At 48.3% G+C, this 19,404-nt stretch carries 18 protein-coding genes and 1 tRNA gene; 12 read left to right on the top strand and 7 right to left on the bottom strand.

All coding sequences use genetic code 11. The features are described from left to right. The 6 genes from B3Z75_RS11700 to B3Z75_RS11675 form a co-directional block, all read right to left on the bottom strand. Positions 1-510 (bottom strand): NADH-quinone oxidoreductase subunit J (locus tag B3Z75_RS11700; protein WP_294071789.1); only part of this gene is annotated, 510 nt, incomplete at its 3' end. A 3-nt stretch (positions 511-513) separates the two neighbouring features. Next, complete coding sequence (locus B3Z75_RS11695; protein WP_238866200.1) at positions 514-1,002, bottom strand: 4Fe-4S binding protein; 489 nt, start codon at positions 1,000-1,002, stop codon at positions 514-516. Positions 1,003-1,112: 110 nt separating this feature from the next. Further along, positions 1,113-2,237 carry an NADH-quinone oxidoreductase subunit NuoH gene (gene nuoH / locus B3Z75_RS11690; protein WP_238866198.1) on the bottom strand — a complete coding sequence of 375 codons (1,125 nt, stop codon included), beginning with the start codon at positions 2,235-2,237 and terminating at the stop codon, positions 1,113-1,115. Between the two features lie 108 nt (positions 2,238-2,345). Continuing rightward, entirely contained in the window at positions 2,346-3,992 is a 1,647-nt protein-coding gene (locus tag B3Z75_RS11685) for an NADH-quinone oxidoreductase subunit C (RefSeq protein WP_238866197.1), read from the bottom strand. Between the two features lie 104 nt (positions 3,993-4,096). Then, positions 4,097-4,765, bottom strand: coding sequence for an NADH-quinone oxidoreductase subunit B (locus tag B3Z75_RS11680; RefSeq protein ID WP_238866195.1), 669 nt, complete (start codon positions 4,763-4,765; stop codon positions 4,097-4,099). Beyond that, positions 4,756-5,109, bottom strand: coding sequence for an NADH-quinone oxidoreductase subunit A (locus tag B3Z75_RS11675; RefSeq protein ID WP_238866193.1), 354 nt, complete (start codon positions 5,107-5,109; stop codon positions 4,756-4,758). The genes B3Z75_RS11680 and B3Z75_RS11675 overlap by 10 nt, the downstream gene beginning before the upstream one ends. 390 nt (positions 5,110-5,499) lie before the next feature. On the opposite strand from B3Z75_RS11675, the gene B3Z75_RS11670 reads away from it, so the two are divergent. The 12 genes from B3Z75_RS11670 to atpG all read left to right on the top strand — a co-directional run bounded on the left by B3Z75_RS11670 (position 5,500) and on the right by atpG (position 18,533). Further along, positions 5,500-7,620 (top strand): M3 family metallopeptidase, encoded by a 2,121-nt coding sequence (locus B3Z75_RS11670; RefSeq protein ID WP_286844806.1) that lies wholly within the window; start codon positions 5,500-5,502, stop codon positions 7,618-7,620. 200 nt (positions 7,621-7,820) lie between these two features. Next, positions 7,821-10,781, top strand: coding sequence for a protein translocase subunit SecDF (secDF, locus tag B3Z75_RS11665; RefSeq protein WP_238866189.1), 2,961 nt, complete (start codon positions 7,821-7,823; stop codon positions 10,779-10,781). A gap of 136 nt (positions 10,782-10,917) precedes the next feature. Continuing rightward, positions 10,918-10,990: transfer RNA gene (locus tag B3Z75_RS11660), tRNA-Thr, on the top strand. 144 nt (positions 10,991-11,134) lie between these two features. Continuing rightward, positions 11,135-12,664 carry a F0F1 ATP synthase subunit beta gene (gene atpD, locus B3Z75_RS11655; protein WP_238866187.1) on the top strand — a complete coding sequence of 510 codons (1,530 nt, stop codon included), beginning with the start codon at positions 11,135-11,137 and terminating at the stop codon, positions 12,662-12,664. After that, positions 12,664-12,912 carry an ATP synthase F1 subunit epsilon gene (gene atpC, locus B3Z75_RS11650; RefSeq protein WP_238866185.1) on the top strand — a complete coding sequence of 83 codons (249 nt, stop codon included), beginning with the start codon at positions 12,664-12,666 and terminating at the stop codon, positions 12,910-12,912. Before atpD ends, atpC begins: the two co-directional genes overlap by 1 nt. Positions 12,913-12,924: 12 nt before the next feature. After that, on the top strand, positions 12,925-13,356 hold the full coding sequence (locus B3Z75_RS11645; RefSeq protein WP_238866183.1) for a hypothetical protein: 432 nt from the start codon (positions 12,925-12,927) through the stop codon (positions 13,354-13,356). Further along, positions 13,353-14,594, top strand: a complete 1,242-nt coding sequence (atpB, locus tag B3Z75_RS11640) for a F0F1 ATP synthase subunit A (protein WP_286844812.1) — start codon at positions 13,353-13,355, stop codon at positions 14,592-14,594. Before B3Z75_RS11645 ends, atpB begins: the two co-directional genes overlap by 4 nt. Before the next feature lie 88 nt (positions 14,595-14,682). Next, entirely contained in the window at positions 14,683-14,931 is a 249-nt protein-coding gene (gene atpE / locus B3Z75_RS11635; RefSeq protein ID WP_238866180.1) for an ATP synthase F0 subunit C, read from the top strand. A 12-nt stretch (positions 14,932-14,943) separates the two neighbouring features. Further along, entirely contained in the window at positions 14,944-15,444 is a 501-nt protein-coding gene (atpF, locus tag B3Z75_RS11630) for a F0F1 ATP synthase subunit B (RefSeq protein ID WP_238866179.1), read from the top strand. An 8-nt stretch (positions 15,445-15,452) separates the two neighbouring features. After that, positions 15,453-15,989, top strand: coding sequence for a F0F1 ATP synthase subunit delta (locus B3Z75_RS11625; protein ID WP_238866178.1), 537 nt, complete (start codon positions 15,453-15,455; stop codon positions 15,987-15,989). A gap of 37 nt (positions 15,990-16,026) precedes the next feature. Beyond that, the gene (atpA, locus tag B3Z75_RS11620) at positions 16,027-17,616 is read left to right on the top strand and encodes a F0F1 ATP synthase subunit alpha (protein ID WP_238866177.1); all 1,590 of its coding nucleotides are present in this window, start codon (positions 16,027-16,029) and stop codon (positions 17,614-17,616) included. Positions 17,617-17,621: 5 nt separating this feature from the next. Further along, a complete protein-coding gene (gene atpG, locus B3Z75_RS11615; protein WP_238866176.1) occupies positions 17,622-18,533 on the top strand; it encodes an ATP synthase F1 subunit gamma in 912 nt (303 codons plus the stop codon). Positions 18,534-18,622: 89 nt separating this feature from the next. Here the strand turns inward: atpG and yihA are convergent, their stop codons facing one another. Continuing rightward, positions 18,623-19,219, bottom strand: a complete 597-nt coding sequence (gene yihA, locus B3Z75_RS11610; RefSeq protein ID WP_238869458.1) for a ribosome biogenesis GTP-binding protein YihA/YsxC — start codon at positions 19,217-19,219, stop codon at positions 18,623-18,625. Positions 19,220-19,404: the final 185 nt, after the last annotated feature.

Raw genomic sequence — 19,404 nt, 5'->3', positions numbered from 1 at the left:
TTTCTCTTTCTCTTTTCTTGCAATCATAATGGCACCCACCACACAGGCAAGCAATAAAACACTTATTGCCTCAAAAGGAAGCAGATATTGGTACTTTTCAATTCCCAGCATCGCGTGGCCAAGGTCCCGCATCCCTATTTCTCCTCCCTTCAAGTAATTGTACGCCCTAGACACATTATTTACAATAATGCACCCGCAAAAGGCCGCTCCTGCGATGGAAAGGAGTGCCGGGTAATTTATTTTTCCAACAGCTTTGCGCTTCATATCCTCTCCCGGCCTGTGAGTAAGGAAGATAGCCATGATAAACATTATCATAATACCACCCGCATATACGCTCACCTGAACGGTAAAAAGAAAATGATAGTTAATCATCAGAAAGAGTCCTGCGGTCGCCAGTAGTACGAGCAACAGATATATTGCCGAGCGAATGATCCGTTTTGCGGTGACGGCAAGTACCGAAAACAGAGCTATCACGGCCGCCAGTAAGTAAAATATAATTTGTTCAGCCATAATTTAATTCACTGCCTCCTTTTTTTTCTTTTCCCTGAGTTTTGATCCGGGCTTATTGAGCTGATGGACAAGCTTCTTCCTGTCGTACACAGCCCCCTCGAAATCGTTGTTGAAGATGATAGCGCCCGACGGGCAGTTTATAACGCAGAGGTTACAGAAGGTACAGCTTCCGTAATCCCAGATATGCCTGTCAAGCACCCTCTTCTTTTTGCCATTGCCATCCTCCATGGTCGCCGCTACAACCTTGATAGTGCCATTGGGACAGTTCATCATGCAAATACCGCACGCCGTACAGGCATGTTCATTGTTCTCATCGTGAGGCATCACCAGTTCGGCACGCCATCGGCCTGAGATGACCAACCTCTCCCTGTTCTCGGGATACTCCATGGTCACCTTTTTTCTCCAGAACTCTTTCCAGGTAACACCCAAACCGCCAAGCAGCGACCTTGCCGCAGTGAAAATTCCAGTGATATATTTTGTAAGTTTATTCATATTCAGATCAATAAATACTCAAATTGTAAATTTCCGCCCTGTTGATAATGCAACGTTGAAAAACCAAACGTCCATTCTGCAGTACCGGGCAGTAATTTCCCTGGCTGCTGCTAATTCAAACCGAACAGGCCCGGGAACAGGTCAGTCAAGGTCCATCCGGCAAGCACTACCACTACCATTACTATAATATTTACAAGATTTATCGGAAGCAGGTACTTCCACTCAAGGTTGAGAAGAAGGTCGATACGCAGTCGTGGAAAAGACCAGCGGACCCACAAGCTCAGGAATATCAGCACAGCCGTTTTACCAAGGAACCAGGCGTACGAGGGTATATACCACATCACCTGATTAAATGTATCCCACCCCTTTATCTGCACAGGCATCCATCCCCCAAGAAAGACGGTGGTGGCTATAGCTGCAATAATAAACATGTTGAGATATTCTGCAAGATAAAAAAAGCCGAACTGCATACCCGAGTACTCGGTATGGTATCCCGCAGTAAGCTCCCCCTCCGCCTCGGGCAGGTCGAAAGGAGCCCGGTTTGTCTCAGCATGGCCCGAGATCAGGTATATCAGTGAGGCTACTATTGCCGGCAGGTGCCCGTTGAATATGTTCCACACATAGCGCTGGTTCTCCACAATCTCCGAGAGCTGCATCGTACCTGTCATCACAACAACTGTCATCAGCGCGAAGGCGGCCGAAAGTTCATAGCTGATAAACTGGGCGCCGCTACGCATTGCTCCAATCATTGAGTATTTATTGTTGCTCGACCACCCTGCCAGAAGCACTCCTATGACGCCAAGCGACGAGACAGCAAGCAGATAGACGATTCCCAAATTGAAATCTACCACCTGCAATCCCTTACCGAAAGGGATAGCTCCGAAAGCCATCACCGATGAGCATATCACGAAAAAGGGCGCAGCATAGAATAGAAACTTATCCACCCTGTTGATATGTATAACCTCCTTGATCAAAATTTTTACCATATCTGCTATACTCTGTAAAAAACCATATTTACCAAGGCGGTTGGGACCCAGGCGGGCCTGAAAAAAAGCTGTCACCTTTCTCTCTGCGTAAATAAGCACCAGCGCGATGGCTGCGTACGATATGAGAAGTGCTGCAAGAACAATGATGCCTTCAGTCAGCGTTGCCCACACCGGCGGCAGGTTGCCACTAATAAATATGTGGATTTCAGAAATCAAACCGTCCAGTTCTAATGGTTGACTATATTCCATACTTCAATTTTGCATTTTCCTTATATATAATTTGACCTGCCTCTCTATATCATTATCCTGATATTACTGTGACAGGGGTTTCATTTTATTCCTTGTTCAACAGATAAGCTACCTGTCGATATCCGGTATCACGTAATCCATCGAGCCACCTATGCCTATGAAGTCGGAGAGAAGCTCACCCTTGCATATGAGCGGCATCACCGATACCGCGGCAAGCGAGGGCGAACGGAACTTCACCCTGTAAGGGAATTTGCCGCCGTCACTCTCTATAAGCACGCCGAACTCCCCCTTTCCTGTCTCCACACTCTGGAAATAGCGCCCTTCCGGCAGGCGGACGATAGGCTTCACCGGTGTCTGGACCGCTCCTGCGGGTATATTATCTATCAGCTGCTCTATTATATGAAGCGACTCCTCTATCTCTTCCAAGCGGTTCATATAGCGGGCATACGAGTCGCCCCCGGTGCGTATAACCTCTTTAAACTCAACCCTGTCGTACAGTGAGTAGGGTTTATGCCTGCGCACATCGCACGACCAGCCGGAACCACGCCCGGCTGGACCGGTAACACCATAGCTTATAGCATCCTCCAGGCTAAGAACTCCCACCTTCACCATGCGGTTGAGGGCAATAACGTTATGCGAGAAAAAATCATCATACTCCTTCAGCTTCTCCCTCATATATGGAATAAAAGCATTTACATCTTTGCAGAAATCATCATAGATATCGAACATCACCCCGCCTATCACGTTCTGGTTGATTATCAGCCGCCCTCCGCAGGCCTTGTCGAAAATATCCAGAACATGTTCCCGCTCGCGCATCCCGTAGATAAAAGCGGTAGTTGCCCCCAGGTCGTTACAGTGCGTAGCAAACGCCAGCAGGTGTGAGCTTATGCGGTTCAGCTCATCCATGATAACACGTATATACTGAGCCCGCGGCGGCACTTCAATGCCGGCAGCTTTCTCCACGCACATGCAGAGGGCATGTCGGTTTATATTTGCAGAGAGATAATCAAGACGGTCGGTAAAATGCAGGATCTGGGGATATGCCATACTTTCGCAAAGCTTCTCTATTCCCCTGTGGATATAGCCACTGTGAATATCTATCTTCTTTACTATCTCCCCGTCCAGGGCCGTGCGGAAGTGCATCACGCCGTGCGTTGAAGGGTGCTGCGGACCGATGTTGACAATGTAGTCATCATCATCAAAAACGGGCGTTGTGCTCTCCACCAGGTTCCCAGCAGCATCTTCAGTAATACCGGGAGCGGTATCCGAAAATTCCCTGCTGGCAATCGTAACGGGATTAAGCGCAGGATCACCGTCATAGTCCTTGCGCAGAGGGAACCCTTTCCAGTCGTCCGGCAACAAGAAACGGCGCATATCAGGGTTGTTAATAAAGCGTATGCCAAACATTGCATACACCTCTCGCTCGTTGAGGTGAGCCGCATTATAGATATCCGTCACAGAGTAAAGCAACGGATTATTCCGGTCGCCCACTGAGGTTATTACAACAATCTCATTTCCCGGGCTTTTTGACGATGAAAGCTGGTATATAACACCAAGCCTATCGTTCCAATCCATGCCGGTAAGGCTTATAAGGTAATCGAAAGGGATCCTTTCGCAGGTGCAGAGGGCTTTTATCAGAGGGTGCAAAAGGCCCGGCTCAACAGTCACGGTCAGCCTCTCCTTCTCTTCTATCACAGCATTGCCTGCAGCAGAGAGCACAACCTCTTTAACAACCTCTTTTAAATCTACTATCATAAAACAAGCATCTTGGTTATTGAACTTCAGAAAAAATAAATCAATGCATACACAGCTAATAAAGTTCAGTGGGTAATTTGCGGTGATCGACAGGCAATGTCCAGCTACCTGCATTCACCAATTTCACCGGGACAGGCTTCAAATTCATTCCCCGGGTCTATGGCCTCACCCGTTTCCGGGTCCCTCAGCATATCGGGGTTATAGGGACGGACGATACGTTTGTTGCCGAAGAACCTCTCAACCTTCACCTTGCGCTGCAGCTGGAGCAGCCCGTAGAAAAGCGACTCGGGACGTGGAGGGCAGCCGGGGATATAGACATCCACCGGAATAACCTTGTCTGCGCCGTTCACAACATTATAGGAGTTCACAAAAGGGCCTCCCGAGATGGCGCACGATCCCATGGCTACAACATACTTCGGTTCGGCCATCTGGTCATATACACGCCGCAGCAGTGGCGCCATCTTATTCACTATTGTCCCCGCAACAATCATCAGATCAGCCTGGCGGGGACTGTTGCGCGTCACCTCCATGCCAAAGCGTGCCAGGTCGTAATGAGCAGCAGCGGCAGCCATAAACTCAATGCCGCAGCAACTTGTGGCAAAAACAAGAGGCCAGAGCGAGTTGCTCCTCCCCCAGTTGACCATCTCGTCAAGCTTGCCTGTCACCACATTTACATTAGCCTCATTCAGCCGGTCAATATATACCTGCAGTGTCTCATTATCCTTGAACTCGCCTGAAGGAAAGTCCTTGATCTTTATATCTTTCAGTTCCATTTCAGCACCCCCTTTCTCCAGGCGTAGGCAAGGCCCAGTCCTAATATCACGATAAATAAAAGAATATTAACCAGGCCGGGCACCCCTAATTCCCTGACTACCGTCGACCACGGAAGAAGGAATATTGTCTCCACATCGAACATCAGAAAAAGAATAGCATAGAGGTAGTATCCCACCCTGAACTGCATCCATGATGTACCATGCGTAGGTAATCCGCACTCATAAGGCTCGCCCTTCTGAAAATTGACAGAGCTTGGGCAGAGCAGCCGGGCAATAGTAATGCTGGCTGCTACCAGTGTGACTCCGGTAAGAAAGATCACTACGAATAGTGATAAGTTATCCATAAATATTGTATTGAATTATTACGATTATGTACAGCTTCTATTGCAGGCATTTTTTCATAACGATGTCACATGAAGGCACCTTCCTGAAACATGTCGTTGAAGCTTTACAGAATAAAAAAAGGATATTTCCTAAAACGTGGCAAAGGTAGCAATTTATTTGTTATAAAAATAAAATAAAAAAACAGCACCAACTACGACGGCCGACCCGATAAGGAATATACCCTCCACATCGGGCTACGGTATCACCGTTTTTTATATTATATATCGAATAAAAAACAATCAATGAATGAATTTCATTATTTTAGCAAAAAAACGTATCTTTGTTGTTATTTAAGAAAATCGACCGATAGAAATTCCCAATCGTTTAATTTATAAATAATTAGTACTCGAATGAAAAAGTTATTATTCATTTCATTAGCATTTATGACACTACTTTCCTGCACCAACACCAAGAGCAGCAAAAGCTCAGGTGAAGCCGGAAGCATTTTCTTTACCGAATATGACACACAGTTCGGTATGCCTCCGTTCGATAAGATTACTTTTAGTGATTACAAACCGGCCTTTCTTAAAGGGATGGAAGAGCAATCCGGAGAGATTGACGCCATCGCCGGTAACCAGGAGGCGCCCACTTTTGAAAACACCATCGCAGCATTAGACAACAGCGGAAAAATGCTGACACGCGTCTCTCGACTGTTCTACGGATTAAAAAGCGCCGAAACAAACGATTCCATTCAGGCGCTGGCTGAAGAGCTTTCTCCTCTTCTGTCAGAGCATAACGACAATATCTACCTGAACGGAAAGCTTTTCGACCGTATAAAAACGCTTCACGACGATACAACAGGCATGAACCTCACTACCGAACAGTACCGGTTATTAGATAACTATTACAAAGATTTCGTACGCTCCGGCATCATGCTGGGTGAAGCCGAAAAGACAAGGCTGCGGGAGATCAACAAAGAGCTCTCTGCACTTACACTTAATTTCGGGAATAACCTGCTTAACGAGACAAACAATTTTAAGCTTGTTATCGACAACAAGGATGATCTTGCAGGCCTTCCCGAAGGAGTGATTGCCGCTGCGGCCGAAGCAGCCAAGGCTGCAGGTGAAGAGGGGAAATGGGCCTTCGGGCTGCAGAAACCCAGCTGGCTGCCTTTTTTGCAATATTCAGAGAAACGCGATCTGCGCGAGAAGCTTTATAAAGCCATGTATAACCGTGGCGACAACGATAATGAGAACGACAACAAAAGGATCATCAACGATATTGTCAACCTACGCATCGAGAAAGCACAAATGCTTGGCTACAAAACACATGCCGATTTTATTCTGGAGGAGAACATGGCTAAAACTCCGGCTAATGTTTACAAGCTGCTTAACGAAGTGTGGGACTACGCACTTCCGCAAGTAAAGAAAGAGGCTGCAGAGCTGCAGGCACTCATTGATGCGGAAGGCGGAAACTTTAAGCTGGAGTCGTGGGACTGGTGGTACTACACCGAAAAACTGCGCCAGCAGAAATATTCACTTAACGAAGAGGAGATCAAGCCCTACTTCAAGATGGAAAACGTACGTGAAGGGGTGTTTGAAGTAGCCAACAGGCTCTACGGGCTGAGTTTTAGAAAGCTGGAAAATGTCCCCGTATATAACCCCGAGGTGGAAGCGTATGAGGTGCTCGATGCCGACGGATCACACGTTTCGGTTTTCTATACCGACTATTTCCCGCGTGCAGGCAAGAATGCCGGCGCATGGATGAGCAGCTTCCGCGGTCAACAGGTGCTCGACGGAAAAAACATAAGGCCTTTAGTTTATAACGTGGGCAACTTTACACGCCCCACAGAATCAACACCTTCGCTGCTTACACTCGACGAGGTGGAGACACTTTTCCATGAATTTGGCCACGCACTTCATGGCATGCTATCCAACGTAACCTATGCCGGGGTTTCGGGTACCAGCGTTCCTCGCGACTTCGTAGAGCTCCCTTCACAGATCATGGAGCACTGGGCATTCCATCCCGAAGTACTCAAACTATATGCCAGGCATTATCAGACAGGCGAGGTGATTCCCGATGAGCTGATTGCCAGGATCGACGCCGCTTCAAAATTCAACATGGGTTTCATAACAACCGAGTTTGTTGCTGCAGCTCTGCTCGATATGGATTACCACACTCAAAGCGAAAAGAGGGAGTTCGATGTGCGCAGCTTTGAAACAAAATCGATGGAGAAGATCGGGCTTATCAAAGAGATTATCCCGCGCTACCGCAGCACCTATTTCTCTCATATCTTCAGCGGTGGCTACTCAGCAGGGTACTACGCTTATCTATGGGCAGAAGTGCTTGATGCCGATGCATTCCAGCCGTTCGTGGAGAAAGGTGTTTTCGACAAGGCAACAGCTACCTCATTCCGCGAAAATGTGTTGTCAAAAGGTAACTCCGATGATCCGATGGTGCTATACAAAAAATACCGCGGCGCTGAACCCAATCCAGTCTATCTGCTCAAAAACAGGGGATTTGTAGAGTAATAATTACTCACCAACAAATATCCATGTCACCGGATTAGTTCATTGAAAATAATCCGGTGATATTGTTCTTAAAAAGATAAAAAAAACGTATATTTGCACGCTTAAAACAAGGAAGCTCGTATTATGCCTCTATTTTTAACTCGTGAATAACGGTTACCAGCCTGCAAAATAACAAATTGTAAACAAAAAGTAATATTGAAATGCAAAACAAAGGATTTATTAAAGTTTTCAGTATTATCCTTACTGCTATCTGTCTGTTCTATCTCTCCTTCACCCTGGTGGGAAGGCAGTACAGCAAGAAAGCGGATCAATACGCCAATGGAAACTTAGCCCTCAAGAGTCAGTATCTTGATTCATTATCCACCGAAAAGGTTTACCTAAACTACACACTCAAACAGGTTCGTGAAAAAGAGATCGGACTGGGACTCGACCTCAAGGGAGGGATGAACGTTGTTCTCGAGATCGATGCAGCACAAGTGCTCTCTTCGCTGGCAAACACCGATGACCCCCTGTTTAATCAGGCACTGAAAGAGACTATTGTGCAAAACAGGCGCGGCAGCTCTTCAGACTTCATCTCACTGTTCCGTCAGAATTACGAAAGGATAGCACCTGACGGCAAGCTGGCCAATATCTACAGCATCACCATGGGTGACAGGGTAAGCCCCTCTGCCACAAACGACCAGGTGATATCGGAACTACGCAAGGAGCTTGTCAGCGTTGCCAATAACTCTTTCAACGTGCTTGCTACGCGTATCGACCGTTTCGGGGTGGTTGCACCAAACATACAGCGGTTAGACCGTGCCGAAAGAATTCTTGTGGAACTTCCCGGAATTACGGAGCCGGAACGTGTGCGCAACCTGCTGCAGGGTAGTGCCAACCTCGAATTTTGGAAGACCTACAACGTTAACGAGCTAGGCTCCTATTTCAACGAGATGAATGCCAGGTCGGGCGAGTATGCCGCAGCAAAGCGTTCGGCAAAAGCAGACGGTGACGGCAGCGAAACAGCACCCGGTGATACCGTTGCAGCCAAGGCAGAAGAAGCAGCCGAAGTCTCATTTGCCCTTACCGATTCACTTCTTGCCGAGGTGACGGGCGAAGGTGAAGAGATAGTCATAAACAAAAGCTTCATAGAGTACTTCAATGAGCCCTACTTCGCCATGAGCGGTGCTTCAGGGCCTATAGTCGGAAGCGTTTCAAAGCTCGACACCGCAGAGGTCAACTTCCTACTAACGCGCTACAAAGATATATTCCCCGCCGATGTAAAATTCAAATGGGGTTTCAAGCCCATCGATCAGCGTGAGACCTATTTCCAGCTGTTCGCTCTTAAAGGTGATGGCAGTAAACGAGGCCCCGCGCTTGAAGGCGACGTGGTAACCAATGCCCGCGCCGACCAGGGCCAGCATGGTTCTGCCTGGGAGGTGAGCATGAGCATGAACTCCGCCGGAGCCAGCCGCTGGTCCACCATCACCGGAGCCGAAATCGGCAAATCCATCGCTATCGTACTTGATGGTTTTGTATATTCTGCGCCAACTGTTAACAGCCGTATCGACGGAGGGCGTTCATCAATCACCGGGAACTTCACTCCTCAGGAGGCCCAGGACCTTGAGAACGTGCTCAAATCGGGCAAGATGCAGGCAGGAGTACGCATAGTACAGGAAGATGTTGTTGGCCCTTCTCTCGGACAGGAAGCTATCCGCGATGGGCTGGTGTCGTTTATCATCGCACTTGCCGTACTGTTTCTCTTCACCTGCTTACTATACGGATTTATCCCCGGCACTGTAATAAACAGTGCACTGCTCCTTAACTTCTTCTTTACTCTTGGGGCACTTGCTGCATTCCAGGCGGTACTCACACTGCCAGGTATTGCCGGTATGATCCTCTCCCTCGCCATGGCAGTCGATGCCAACGTGCTAATCAACGAGCGCATAAAGGAGGAGATGGCAGCGGGGAAAACACTCCGGAGGGCACTTGAAGATGGTTACAAGAATGCTTTCTCGGCCATCCTCGACTCTAACCTGACAACCATCATCACCGGTATCATACTTGCAATATTCGGCGTTGGTGCCATCAGAGGATTTGCCATAACCCTTATCATAGGTATAACCGCCTCTTTCCTCACAGCAGTATTCCTAACCCGAATGGTGTACGAAACCCGCTTAGGCAAAGGCAAATGGCAGAATCTTACTTTTAATACTCTATTTTCGAAAGCAATCTTCAAGGAGTACAATTTCAACTTTATACGCAACAGTAAGCTTATACTTATTATAATAGGTGCATTTGTTGCTGTCAGCATCATCTCATTCTTCACCCTGAAGATGAATGTGGGTATCGACTTTACCGGAGGGCGCAACTATATTGTTCGATTCGACCAGCCTGTCCGCACGGGCGAGGTGCAGGATGCACTTACACCCTACTTCGGCGAGTCCGTTCGTGTAATAACCATTGGTTCCAGCAACCAGGTGCGTATCTCCACCAACTATATGATAGACTCCGATGGATCAACCGTTGAGGAAGAGCTGCGCGGGCTATTAGCCGAAGGGCTTAATGAATTCATGACTCCCGGCAAGAGTATCGACGATCATATTCAGAGTTCTCAGAAGGTGGGTCCGAGCATTGCCGAAGATATGATAAAAAATGCCTTCCTGGCACTCTTCATAGCGCTCATATGCATGGGGCTCTATATCCTGTTTCGTTTCCGCAACATGGGATTCTCCCTTGGTACAGTTGCGGCACTTGCTATCGATGCCTTCTCGGTTATAGGCCTTTATTCGCTCCTATGGAAGATAATGCCCTTCTCCATGGAGCTCGATCAGACCTTCGTGGCGGCTATCCTTACCATTGTGGGTTACTCTATCAACGACAAGGTGGTGGTGTTCGACCGTGTGCGTGAATATATGCATCTCTATCCCAAGCGTGGACTGTTAGATCTGTTCAACGACTCAATGAACGCTACACTGGCACGTACCATCAACACGGGCTTGAGTACCATCCTCGTAATCATCTGTATCTTGTTCTTCGGAGGCGATGCAGTAAGAAGCTTCGTCTTCGCAATGCTTATAGGAGTGGTTGTAGGTACTGTCACCAGTCTCTTCGTTGCCTCTCCCGTAGCTTACAGGGTTATGCTGAAAAGCCATGTCAAGGCAGAAGAGAAAAAAAATTAATAAATTAAGAGTTCATAAAATCATTTTGTAAAACGGGTGGCGTTACTGCCACCCGTTTTCTTTTGAAAAAGAGTAAAAAATGAAAAAGAGTTAGCTCGTATCATAATTTTTTTTTACTTTTGCACTCTCAAATCAAGCCACAATAGCTCAGTTGGTAGAGTAACGCATTCGTAACGCGTGGGTCGCGAGTTCAAGTCTCGCTTGTGGCTCTACTCATGAAAAGTACCTCCAGCCTGCAGATTTTAACAGCCGTAACTACTTAATAATATTTAATTAGCCTGTTCCTTCTTTAATTTTTGTATCTTTGTAAGAGGCTGGCCAAAAGCTGCCCAATTTATCACTTTTTGTATATTATGCCCGAATTGATAGGACACATTTCACAAATCATAGGACCTGTGGTGGATGTTCAGTTTGAACTTTCTGAATCACAGGAGATCAGATTGCCTGCCATTCACGAAGCACTGACCGTAGAAAGGCCCGGGCTCGAGGAGGTATTCCTGGAAGCACAACAGCATATCGGTGAGAATATTGTTCGCACCGTAGCAATGGAAAGTACCGACGGGCTAAGCCGCGGGCTTCCTGTAAAAGCATTGGGACGCCCAATAAGTGTCCCCATAGGCGATCAGATAAGGGGGAGGTTACTCAACGTTATAGGGAGGCCTATCGACGGGCTCTCCAGGCTGAGCCGCGAAAATCAGTACCCTATCCACAGGGAGGCTCCCAAATTCGAAGAGCTCTCCACTACCGAGGAGGTGCTTGTCACTGGCATCAAGGTTATCGACCTGCTGCAGCCATACCTCAAAGGGGGCAAGATAGGCCTCTTCGGGGGAGCCGGCGTGGGCAAGACAGTCATCATCATGGAGCTTATCAACAACATTGCCAAGGGGCATAGCGGCTTCTCGGTCTTTGCCGGCGTGGGTGAGCGTACCCGTGAAGGCAACGACCTCCTGCGGGAGATGATTGAATCGGGTGTGATAAGATATGGAGAGGAGTTCAAAAAGAGTATGGAGGCCGGTCATTGGGACCTATCGAAAGTGGACTATGAAGAGGTTAAGAAGTCGCAGGCAACACTGGTATTCGGCCAGATGAACGAGCCGCCGGGCGCCCGCGCCTCCGTCGCCCTCACCGGCCTGGCAGTCGCCGAGTCGTTCAGGGACAGCGGCGGAAAAGGAAGCGACACCCTCCTCTTTATCGACAATATTTTCCGTTTCGTCCAGGCAGGATCGGAGGTGTCGGCCCTGCTGGGGCGCATGCCTTCAGCAGTTGGGTACCAGCCTACCCTAGCCTCCGAGATGGGTGCACTGCAGGAGCGCATCGCCTCCACCAGGCAGGGATCCATCACATCGGTCCAGGCTGTTTACGTGCCCGCCGACGACCTCACCGACCCGGCTCCGGCCACCACCTTCAGTTATCTCGACGCCTCCACGGTGCTCAGCCGCAAAATTGCATCACTGGGTATCTATCCCGCTGTCGACCCCCTGGAGTCATCATCACGAATACTCGATCCGCACGTCCTTGGTGAAGAGCACTACAACACCGCGATGCGTGTGAAACAGATATTACAGCGATACAAAGAGCTGCAAGACATTATCTCAATTCTTGGAATGGAAGAGCTATCAGACGAAGACCGACTGACGGTCAACCGTGCCCGCAAGGTGCAGCGGTTCCTCTCACAACCCTTTCATATGGCGGAACAGTACACCGGCCAGCCCGGCGTAATGGTCTCCGTAGAAGATACAGTCAAGGGTTTCAAGATGATTCTCGACGGCAAGCTCGACAGCTATCCGGAAGCAGCTTTTATGAATGTAGGCACCATTGATGATGCCATAGAGAAGGGCAACAAGTTAATGGAACAGAGCAAAATGGCAAAAACTGAAAAGTAATGAGGCTCGAAATTATAACTCCCAATGGCACTTTCTATAGTGGCGAGGCCGATTCGGTCACCCTTCCCGGCACAATGGGATCGTTCCAGGTGCTCAGGAACCACGCCCCCATTATTTCGTCGCTCACAAAGGGTATGCTCTCCTTTACTGCCGAAGGGCACAATCGCGCCATGGAGGTAGTAGATGGTTTTGTAGAGGTAAGCAATAACGTTATTACCGTATGTATTGATAAGATAAAAGGAAAATAAATTTTCCTGAATATGCAAAAACTGACTAAATATTTTCTCATTTTCCACACAGCAATGCTGCTCATCACAGGGTTCGGCATATGGATAATCATTAAGCTGTTTTTTCCGGTGATGATGGTCAGGGGCTATTTTATCATTCCCCTATTTTTCTATCTTCTGGGGATCATCTTTATCCTCCGGTTCAGTAAAACACCGCTCGACAAGCCTGCCAACATTGTAAATGTGTACATGCTGATGCGTATGATCAAGATATTCGTCTCATTTGCTGTAATTCTTATCTACTGGATGGTACATAAGGAGAATATCCGCAATTTTGCTATTATATTCATCTTTTTTTATATTATCAACCTGATCTGGGAGACTTACATCTACCTGAGAATGGAGAAGTATATCAAATATAAGAAAGATCAGAAAAAACCACCAAGAGAACGAATCGATCAATGAAACCGAAGATAAATATCCAATATATCCTACCGGCTCTTATTATTATCTTTCTCATGCTATCCTCTGCAGTAGCAAAGGGTAATAATGCGGTGAAGGAAAATGGTCCGGCAACAGGGAGCGCCGCGGTGAAGGAAAGTACCTCTTCGGGCGTTACTGTAGCGGAGAAAGGGAAAGCCGCCGAGTGGGAGAATGGCGGAGCAGGCGATAGTGCCTCAACAAGCGGAGAACTCAATGTGCGGGAATTCATCCTCAATCATCTGGCCGACTCATACGAGTGGCAGTTAGTCAGCAATGGCGACCGGCATATAACCATTCCGCTGCCGGTCATCCTGTACAGCAAAAGCAGCGGGTGGCATATTTTCTTTTCGTCGCTACTTCAGCATGGAACTGCCTCATACAAACGGTTTTACATAGCTTCGGAGGGTAAGTTCAAAGGGAAAATCGTTGAAAACGATAACATGGGCAACATGGTGCGCCCCCTCGACCTCTCTCTTACAAGGAATGCGGCATCTCTTATTATAAGCTCACTGCTGCTTGTCATACTTATGATGAGCGTATCCCGAGCTGTCAGGAGAGATCCCATGAAGCCTCAAAAAGGATTTGCAGGGATGATGGAGATGTTTATCCTGTCCATCTGCAACGAGATAATTAAGCCGGCGGTGGGGAAAGACTATAACCGGTATGCCCCTTACCTGCTGACAGTTTTTTTCTTTATCTTCTTCAACAACCTGCTGGGACTCATTCCTTTCTTTCCGGGAGGAGCAAATGTGACGGGAAATATTGCGGTCACACTGGTACTGGCCACCGGCACCTTCCTGGCGGTGAATCTCACAGGAACAAAGGAGTACTACAGGGAGGTGTTCTGGCCCGATGTACCAGTATGGCTAAAGGTGCCAATACCGCTTATGCCAATTATTGAGATAGTGGGACTGTTCACCAAACCCTTTGCGCTGATGATACGTCTTTTTGCCAATATCATGGCCGGGCATGCTATAGTGCTGGGACTTACCACACTTATATTTATCACGGTAAAGCTCGGCACAACCATCAATGCATCCATGACGGCCGTTTCGGTATTTTTTACCGTCTTCATCAATTTTGTAGAGTTGCTGGTCGCCTTCATCCAGGCATATGTCTTCACGCTTCTCTCCGCCGTGTTCATCGGCCTTGCCCGAGTTGAAGAACCCGGGAAAAAAGAGATGAAACCCGAGGCAGTCAAAGTGAAATCTGAATCATAACACTTTGCTCCGGGGCCATATTTATATAGAATCAACAACATAAAAATATTACAGATTATTATCAATTAAACCTTTTAAAGAAAAAATTATGGAATTACTTTCAGTATTATTGCAGGCATCGGAAACCGGAATAGGTACAATTGGCGCTGCAGCTGGTGTAGCCATCGCGGTTTTAGCAGCAGCTTTTGGTATAGGGAAAATTGGCCAGTCGGCTTTGGAAGGTATTGCCCGCCAGCCCGAAGCAGGATCAGATATCCGTACCACCATGATCATATCGGCTGCACTTATCGAGGGGGTGGCCCTCTTTGCCATCGTCGTTTGCGGATTTATACTCTAAGGGAGCCGAGATATGTCGTTATTAACACCCGAACCGGGATTGCTGTTCTGGATGACCCTTTCTTTCGGAATAGTGATATTGATACTGGCAAAATATGCTTTTCCACCCATTCTCAGATCGGTGGAAAAGCGGAAGAACTTTATCGATGAGTCTATCATTGCGGCACGCGAAGCTTACCAGGAGCTGGAAAAGGTAAAGGAGGCCGGAGAGGCGCTGATGGAGGAGTCCAGAATTAAGCAGGCCGGCTTGTTGAAAGAGACATCTAAGCTTCGTGAAGAGATGATCGAGGGTGCACGTGAAGAGGCGCAACGCGAATCGGAAAAAATTATTGCCGCAGCACGTGAACAGATAGTCGCCGAGAAAGAGGAAGCCCTCCGGCAGATCCGTGGAGAGGTAGCCACTCTATCGTTAGAGCTTGCCGAGAGGATCCTTCGCGAGAAGTTGTCAGCTGAAGGGGAGCAGATAAACATGATTGGCAGGCTGCTTGATGAGATGGAAATTTCAAAATCCTGAGTCACAATATGAATACCGGACTTATATCAACACGTTATGCAACAGCGCTTCTCGACTATTCACAAGAGCTTGGGCAGCACGAGGAAGTATATGAAAAGATGCATATATTGTCAAGTATCTATCTCGAGGTACCTCAGTTAAGATTTTCTATCCAGAACCGGTCTGTCCATCCCCGTGCAAAGAAGAGCATAATCATCACCGCCTGCGGGGGCGATGTGCCATCGTCACTACGGAAAATGATCGATCTTATTTTGAAAAACGAAAGGCATGAGCAGATACAGTACATTGCCCTCCGCTTCATCGAGCTCTACCGTGAGAGGTTCAACATACGCCACGGCAAGCTTATCACGGCAATCGCCATAGACGAGGAGAAATGCTGGCAGCTCACCTCACGGTTTGAGAAGATTGTTGGAGGCAAGCTCGAAATAGAGAACGTTGAAGATCCCGATATCATAGGCGGGTTCATACTGAGTCTCAACGACTACAGGTGGGATGCCAGCGTTTCGGGAGAGCTCTCAAGAATCAGGAGAGTGTTACAAGATTGATATTCAGCAAAGTTAAAAAAGATAATTTAGGATATATATGGCAGAAAATGTAATCAGGATAAGCGAGGTTTCCGAGGTGTTGCGCATGCAGCTCAAAGGGATAGACACCCATGTTAAATTCAACGAAACAGGGGTTGTCATCAGCGTCAGCGATGGTGTTGTACGCATCTTCGGGCTGCGCAACGCCGAGTCGGGCGAACTTCTTGAGTTCGACAACGGCATGCAGGCTATCGTGATGAACCTCGAGGAAGACAATATTGGAGCCATCCTCCTGGGCAGCACCAGTGAGATCAAAGAGGGATTCACAGTCAGGCGGACCGGCAGGGTAGCCTCGCTCTTTGTCGGGGAGGGCATGCTTGGCCGTGTCATCTCTCCCATCGGTGAGCCTATCGACGGCAAAGGGCCTATCAGGGGAGAGATGTTTGAGATGCCCCTTGAGCGGAAAGCGCCCGGCGTCATCTTCCGTCAGCCGGTAAACACACCCCTACAGACAGGGCTGAAGGCTGTTGATGCCATGATTCCCATAGGGCGCGGGCAGCGGGAGCTGATCATCGGCGACCGGCAGACCGGCAAAACCAGTATAGCCATAGACACCATCCTCAACCAGCGTGAAAATTTCGACAATGGCGACCCGGTATATTGCATCTATGTAGCTGTAGGACAGAAAGGTTCATCGGTAGCATCTATCGTCAAGAGGCTTACCGACGGGGGAGCCATGGACTACACCACGGTCATCTCCGCCAACGGCTCCGATACTGCCGCTATGCGATATATAGCCCCTTTTGCCGGAGCTGCCGTAGGCGAATATTTCCGCGACACGGGCAGGCATGCCCTGGTCGTTTACGACGATCTCTCCAAACAGGCGGTAGCCTATCGCGAGGTCTCCCTCATCCTCAGGCGCCCCTCGGGCCGCGAAGCATATCCCGGCGACATCTTCTATCTCCACTCAAGGCTGCTGGAGAGGGCAGCCAGCATCATCTCACAGGAAGATGTAGCCGTCCTGATGAACGACATTCCTCCCAGCCTCGAGGGTAAGGTGAAAGGTGGCGGTTCACTCACAGCGCTGCCCATCATTGAAACGCAGGCTGGTGACGTGTCGGCATATATCCCCACCAACGTTATCTCAATCACCGACGGGCAGATCTTTCTTGAGGCGGACCTCTACAACAGGGGCATCCGTCCCGCCATAAATGTCGGTATCTCCGTCTCCCGCGTGGGGGGAAACGCACAGATAAAGGCAATGAAGACGGTAGCAGGTACCTTGAAGATCGACCAGGCGCAATACCAGGAACTGGCTGCATTCGCCAAGTTTGGCGGTGATATGGATGCTGTTACCGCCATGACCATCAACAAGGGACAGAAGAACGAACAGCTGCTTATTCAACCGGTCCACAGCCCAATGAGCATTGAGCATCAGATAGCCATACTCTTTTGCGGCACCCACGGGCTGCTGAAGGATATACCCCTTGAGAAGGTGGGCGAGTTCGAAAAAGAGTTCCTTGCCACACTGCAGGCAAGCCACCGCCACGATGTTCTCGACCAGCTGAAAAAGGGAGTGATAAACGATGAGATCAGCAAAATAATCGAAACAGTAGCTGAAGACACCGTCAAAGCAATGCAATCCTGAATTCTATGGCACAACTGAAAGATATAAAAAGCAGGCTGCATTCGGTACGATCCACTCAAAAGATCACATCAGCCATGATGATGGTCTCTTCCGCAAAGCTGCAGAAGTCGCAGCGCATAATTCTCAGCCTCAGCCCCTATCAGAAGAAGCTCCAGCATATGATGCAGCTTTTCCTTAGTCATGACGAACGAGGAAAAGATGAACGTAGAAAGAACGAACTCATAGGTAAAGGTATCAACTCCCCTTTCACCGTGATGCGTACAGTCAAGCGGGTAGCCATCATAGCCTTTTCATCCAACAGCGGTCTGGCGGGCCGGTTCAACGACAATATAATTGAAAAGCTGAGAGAGGTGGTGAAGGGTTACATGCATCTTGGCAAAGAGAACATTCTTATCTATCCCATAGGCGAGAAAGTGGCAAAAGCGGTACGAGGTATGGGGTTCGAACCTCAGGGCGATTACAATGAGATAAGCGGAAAACCGGAATATATCCATTCGCAGCTTATGGCAGATAAGCTTATGGAGATGTTTCTGAACGGTACTGTCGACCGTGCTGAGCTTATCTACCACCATTACCGGAGCAAGGGCTCACAAGTGGTTATCCATGAACCGTTCCTGCCACTGGAGCTTAAGGCCGATATGATTGATACAGAGGCGCCCGCATACATCATTGAACCGGACAGGGAGACAATCATGCAGGAGCTTATCCCAAAGTCTTTAAAGGTGAAGCTTTTCGCCACCCATCTCGACTCGGTAACCTCTGAGCATGCTGCCCGCATGACTGCCATGCAGATAGCCACCGATAATGCCGACGATCTCTCCGAAGAACTCACCATGGAGTACAACAAGCTTCGTCAGGAGTCTATCACTAACGAGCTTTTAGATATTGTTGGCGGCTCATTCGGCAGGTACGGTTGAAACTGGACCTGAAACTGGACTTGAAACTGGACTTTGACCTGGGCCGCCCCCCTGAACCTTGACCTGAAACTGGACTTTGACCGGTCCCCCTAAAGCATGTTGTTGATTTTTTCAATATATTCAAGAAGCTCTTCCCTACCCTGCCCCTTCTCCGATGATGTTACAAACAGCGGCGGCAGCTCCTCCCATGTTTCTTTCAGTTTTTCCTTATAGGCATTAATACTCATCTGCAGCCGTCCGGAGCCCAGCTTGTCACTTTTGGTAAAGACTATAGAGAACGGCACACCGTTCTCGCCAAGCCACTCCATAAACTCAAGGTCAATATTCTGCGGCTCGTGCCGTGAATCAACCAGCACAAACAGGTTAGCCATAGCCTCCCTCTCAAGAATATAGTCCTCAATGATATTACGTATTTTCTCCCTGCTCTCCATACCTCTTCTTGCGTAGCCATACCCCGGCAAATCCACCAGGTACCACTCACCGTTGATAAGAAAATGGTTTATCAGCATAGTCTTTCCCGGTGTGGAAGAGGTCATTGCCAGCCCCTTTCTGTTAGCAAGCATGTTTATGAGCGACGACTTGCCAACGTTCGACCTGCCAATAAAGGCGTATTCGGGCTTGCCGTCATTCGGGCAACTCCTATAGTCTGTGTTACTTATAATAAACTCAGCTGTTTTAATGATAATCATTTTAGTTTTAGTCAGATATTTTTCACAACGCCGGCAACTTTATACTCATCGGCCATAGGCCTGAATTTTATTTACCCTTTTTAATCTTTTCGCCTGTTGCATCGTTATACAACATAGGCCACAGGGCGGTGACTTTATGCACCCGCACTTACATCAATTGCTGTCTCTTACCCTTATTAATA

The organism is Proteiniphilum sp. UBA1028, from assembly GCF_002316955.1.
Lineage (GTDB): Bacteria > Bacteroidota > Bacteroidia > Bacteroidales > Dysgonomonadaceae > Proteiniphilum.
This window is presented reverse-complemented; position numbering and strand designations above follow the sequence as displayed.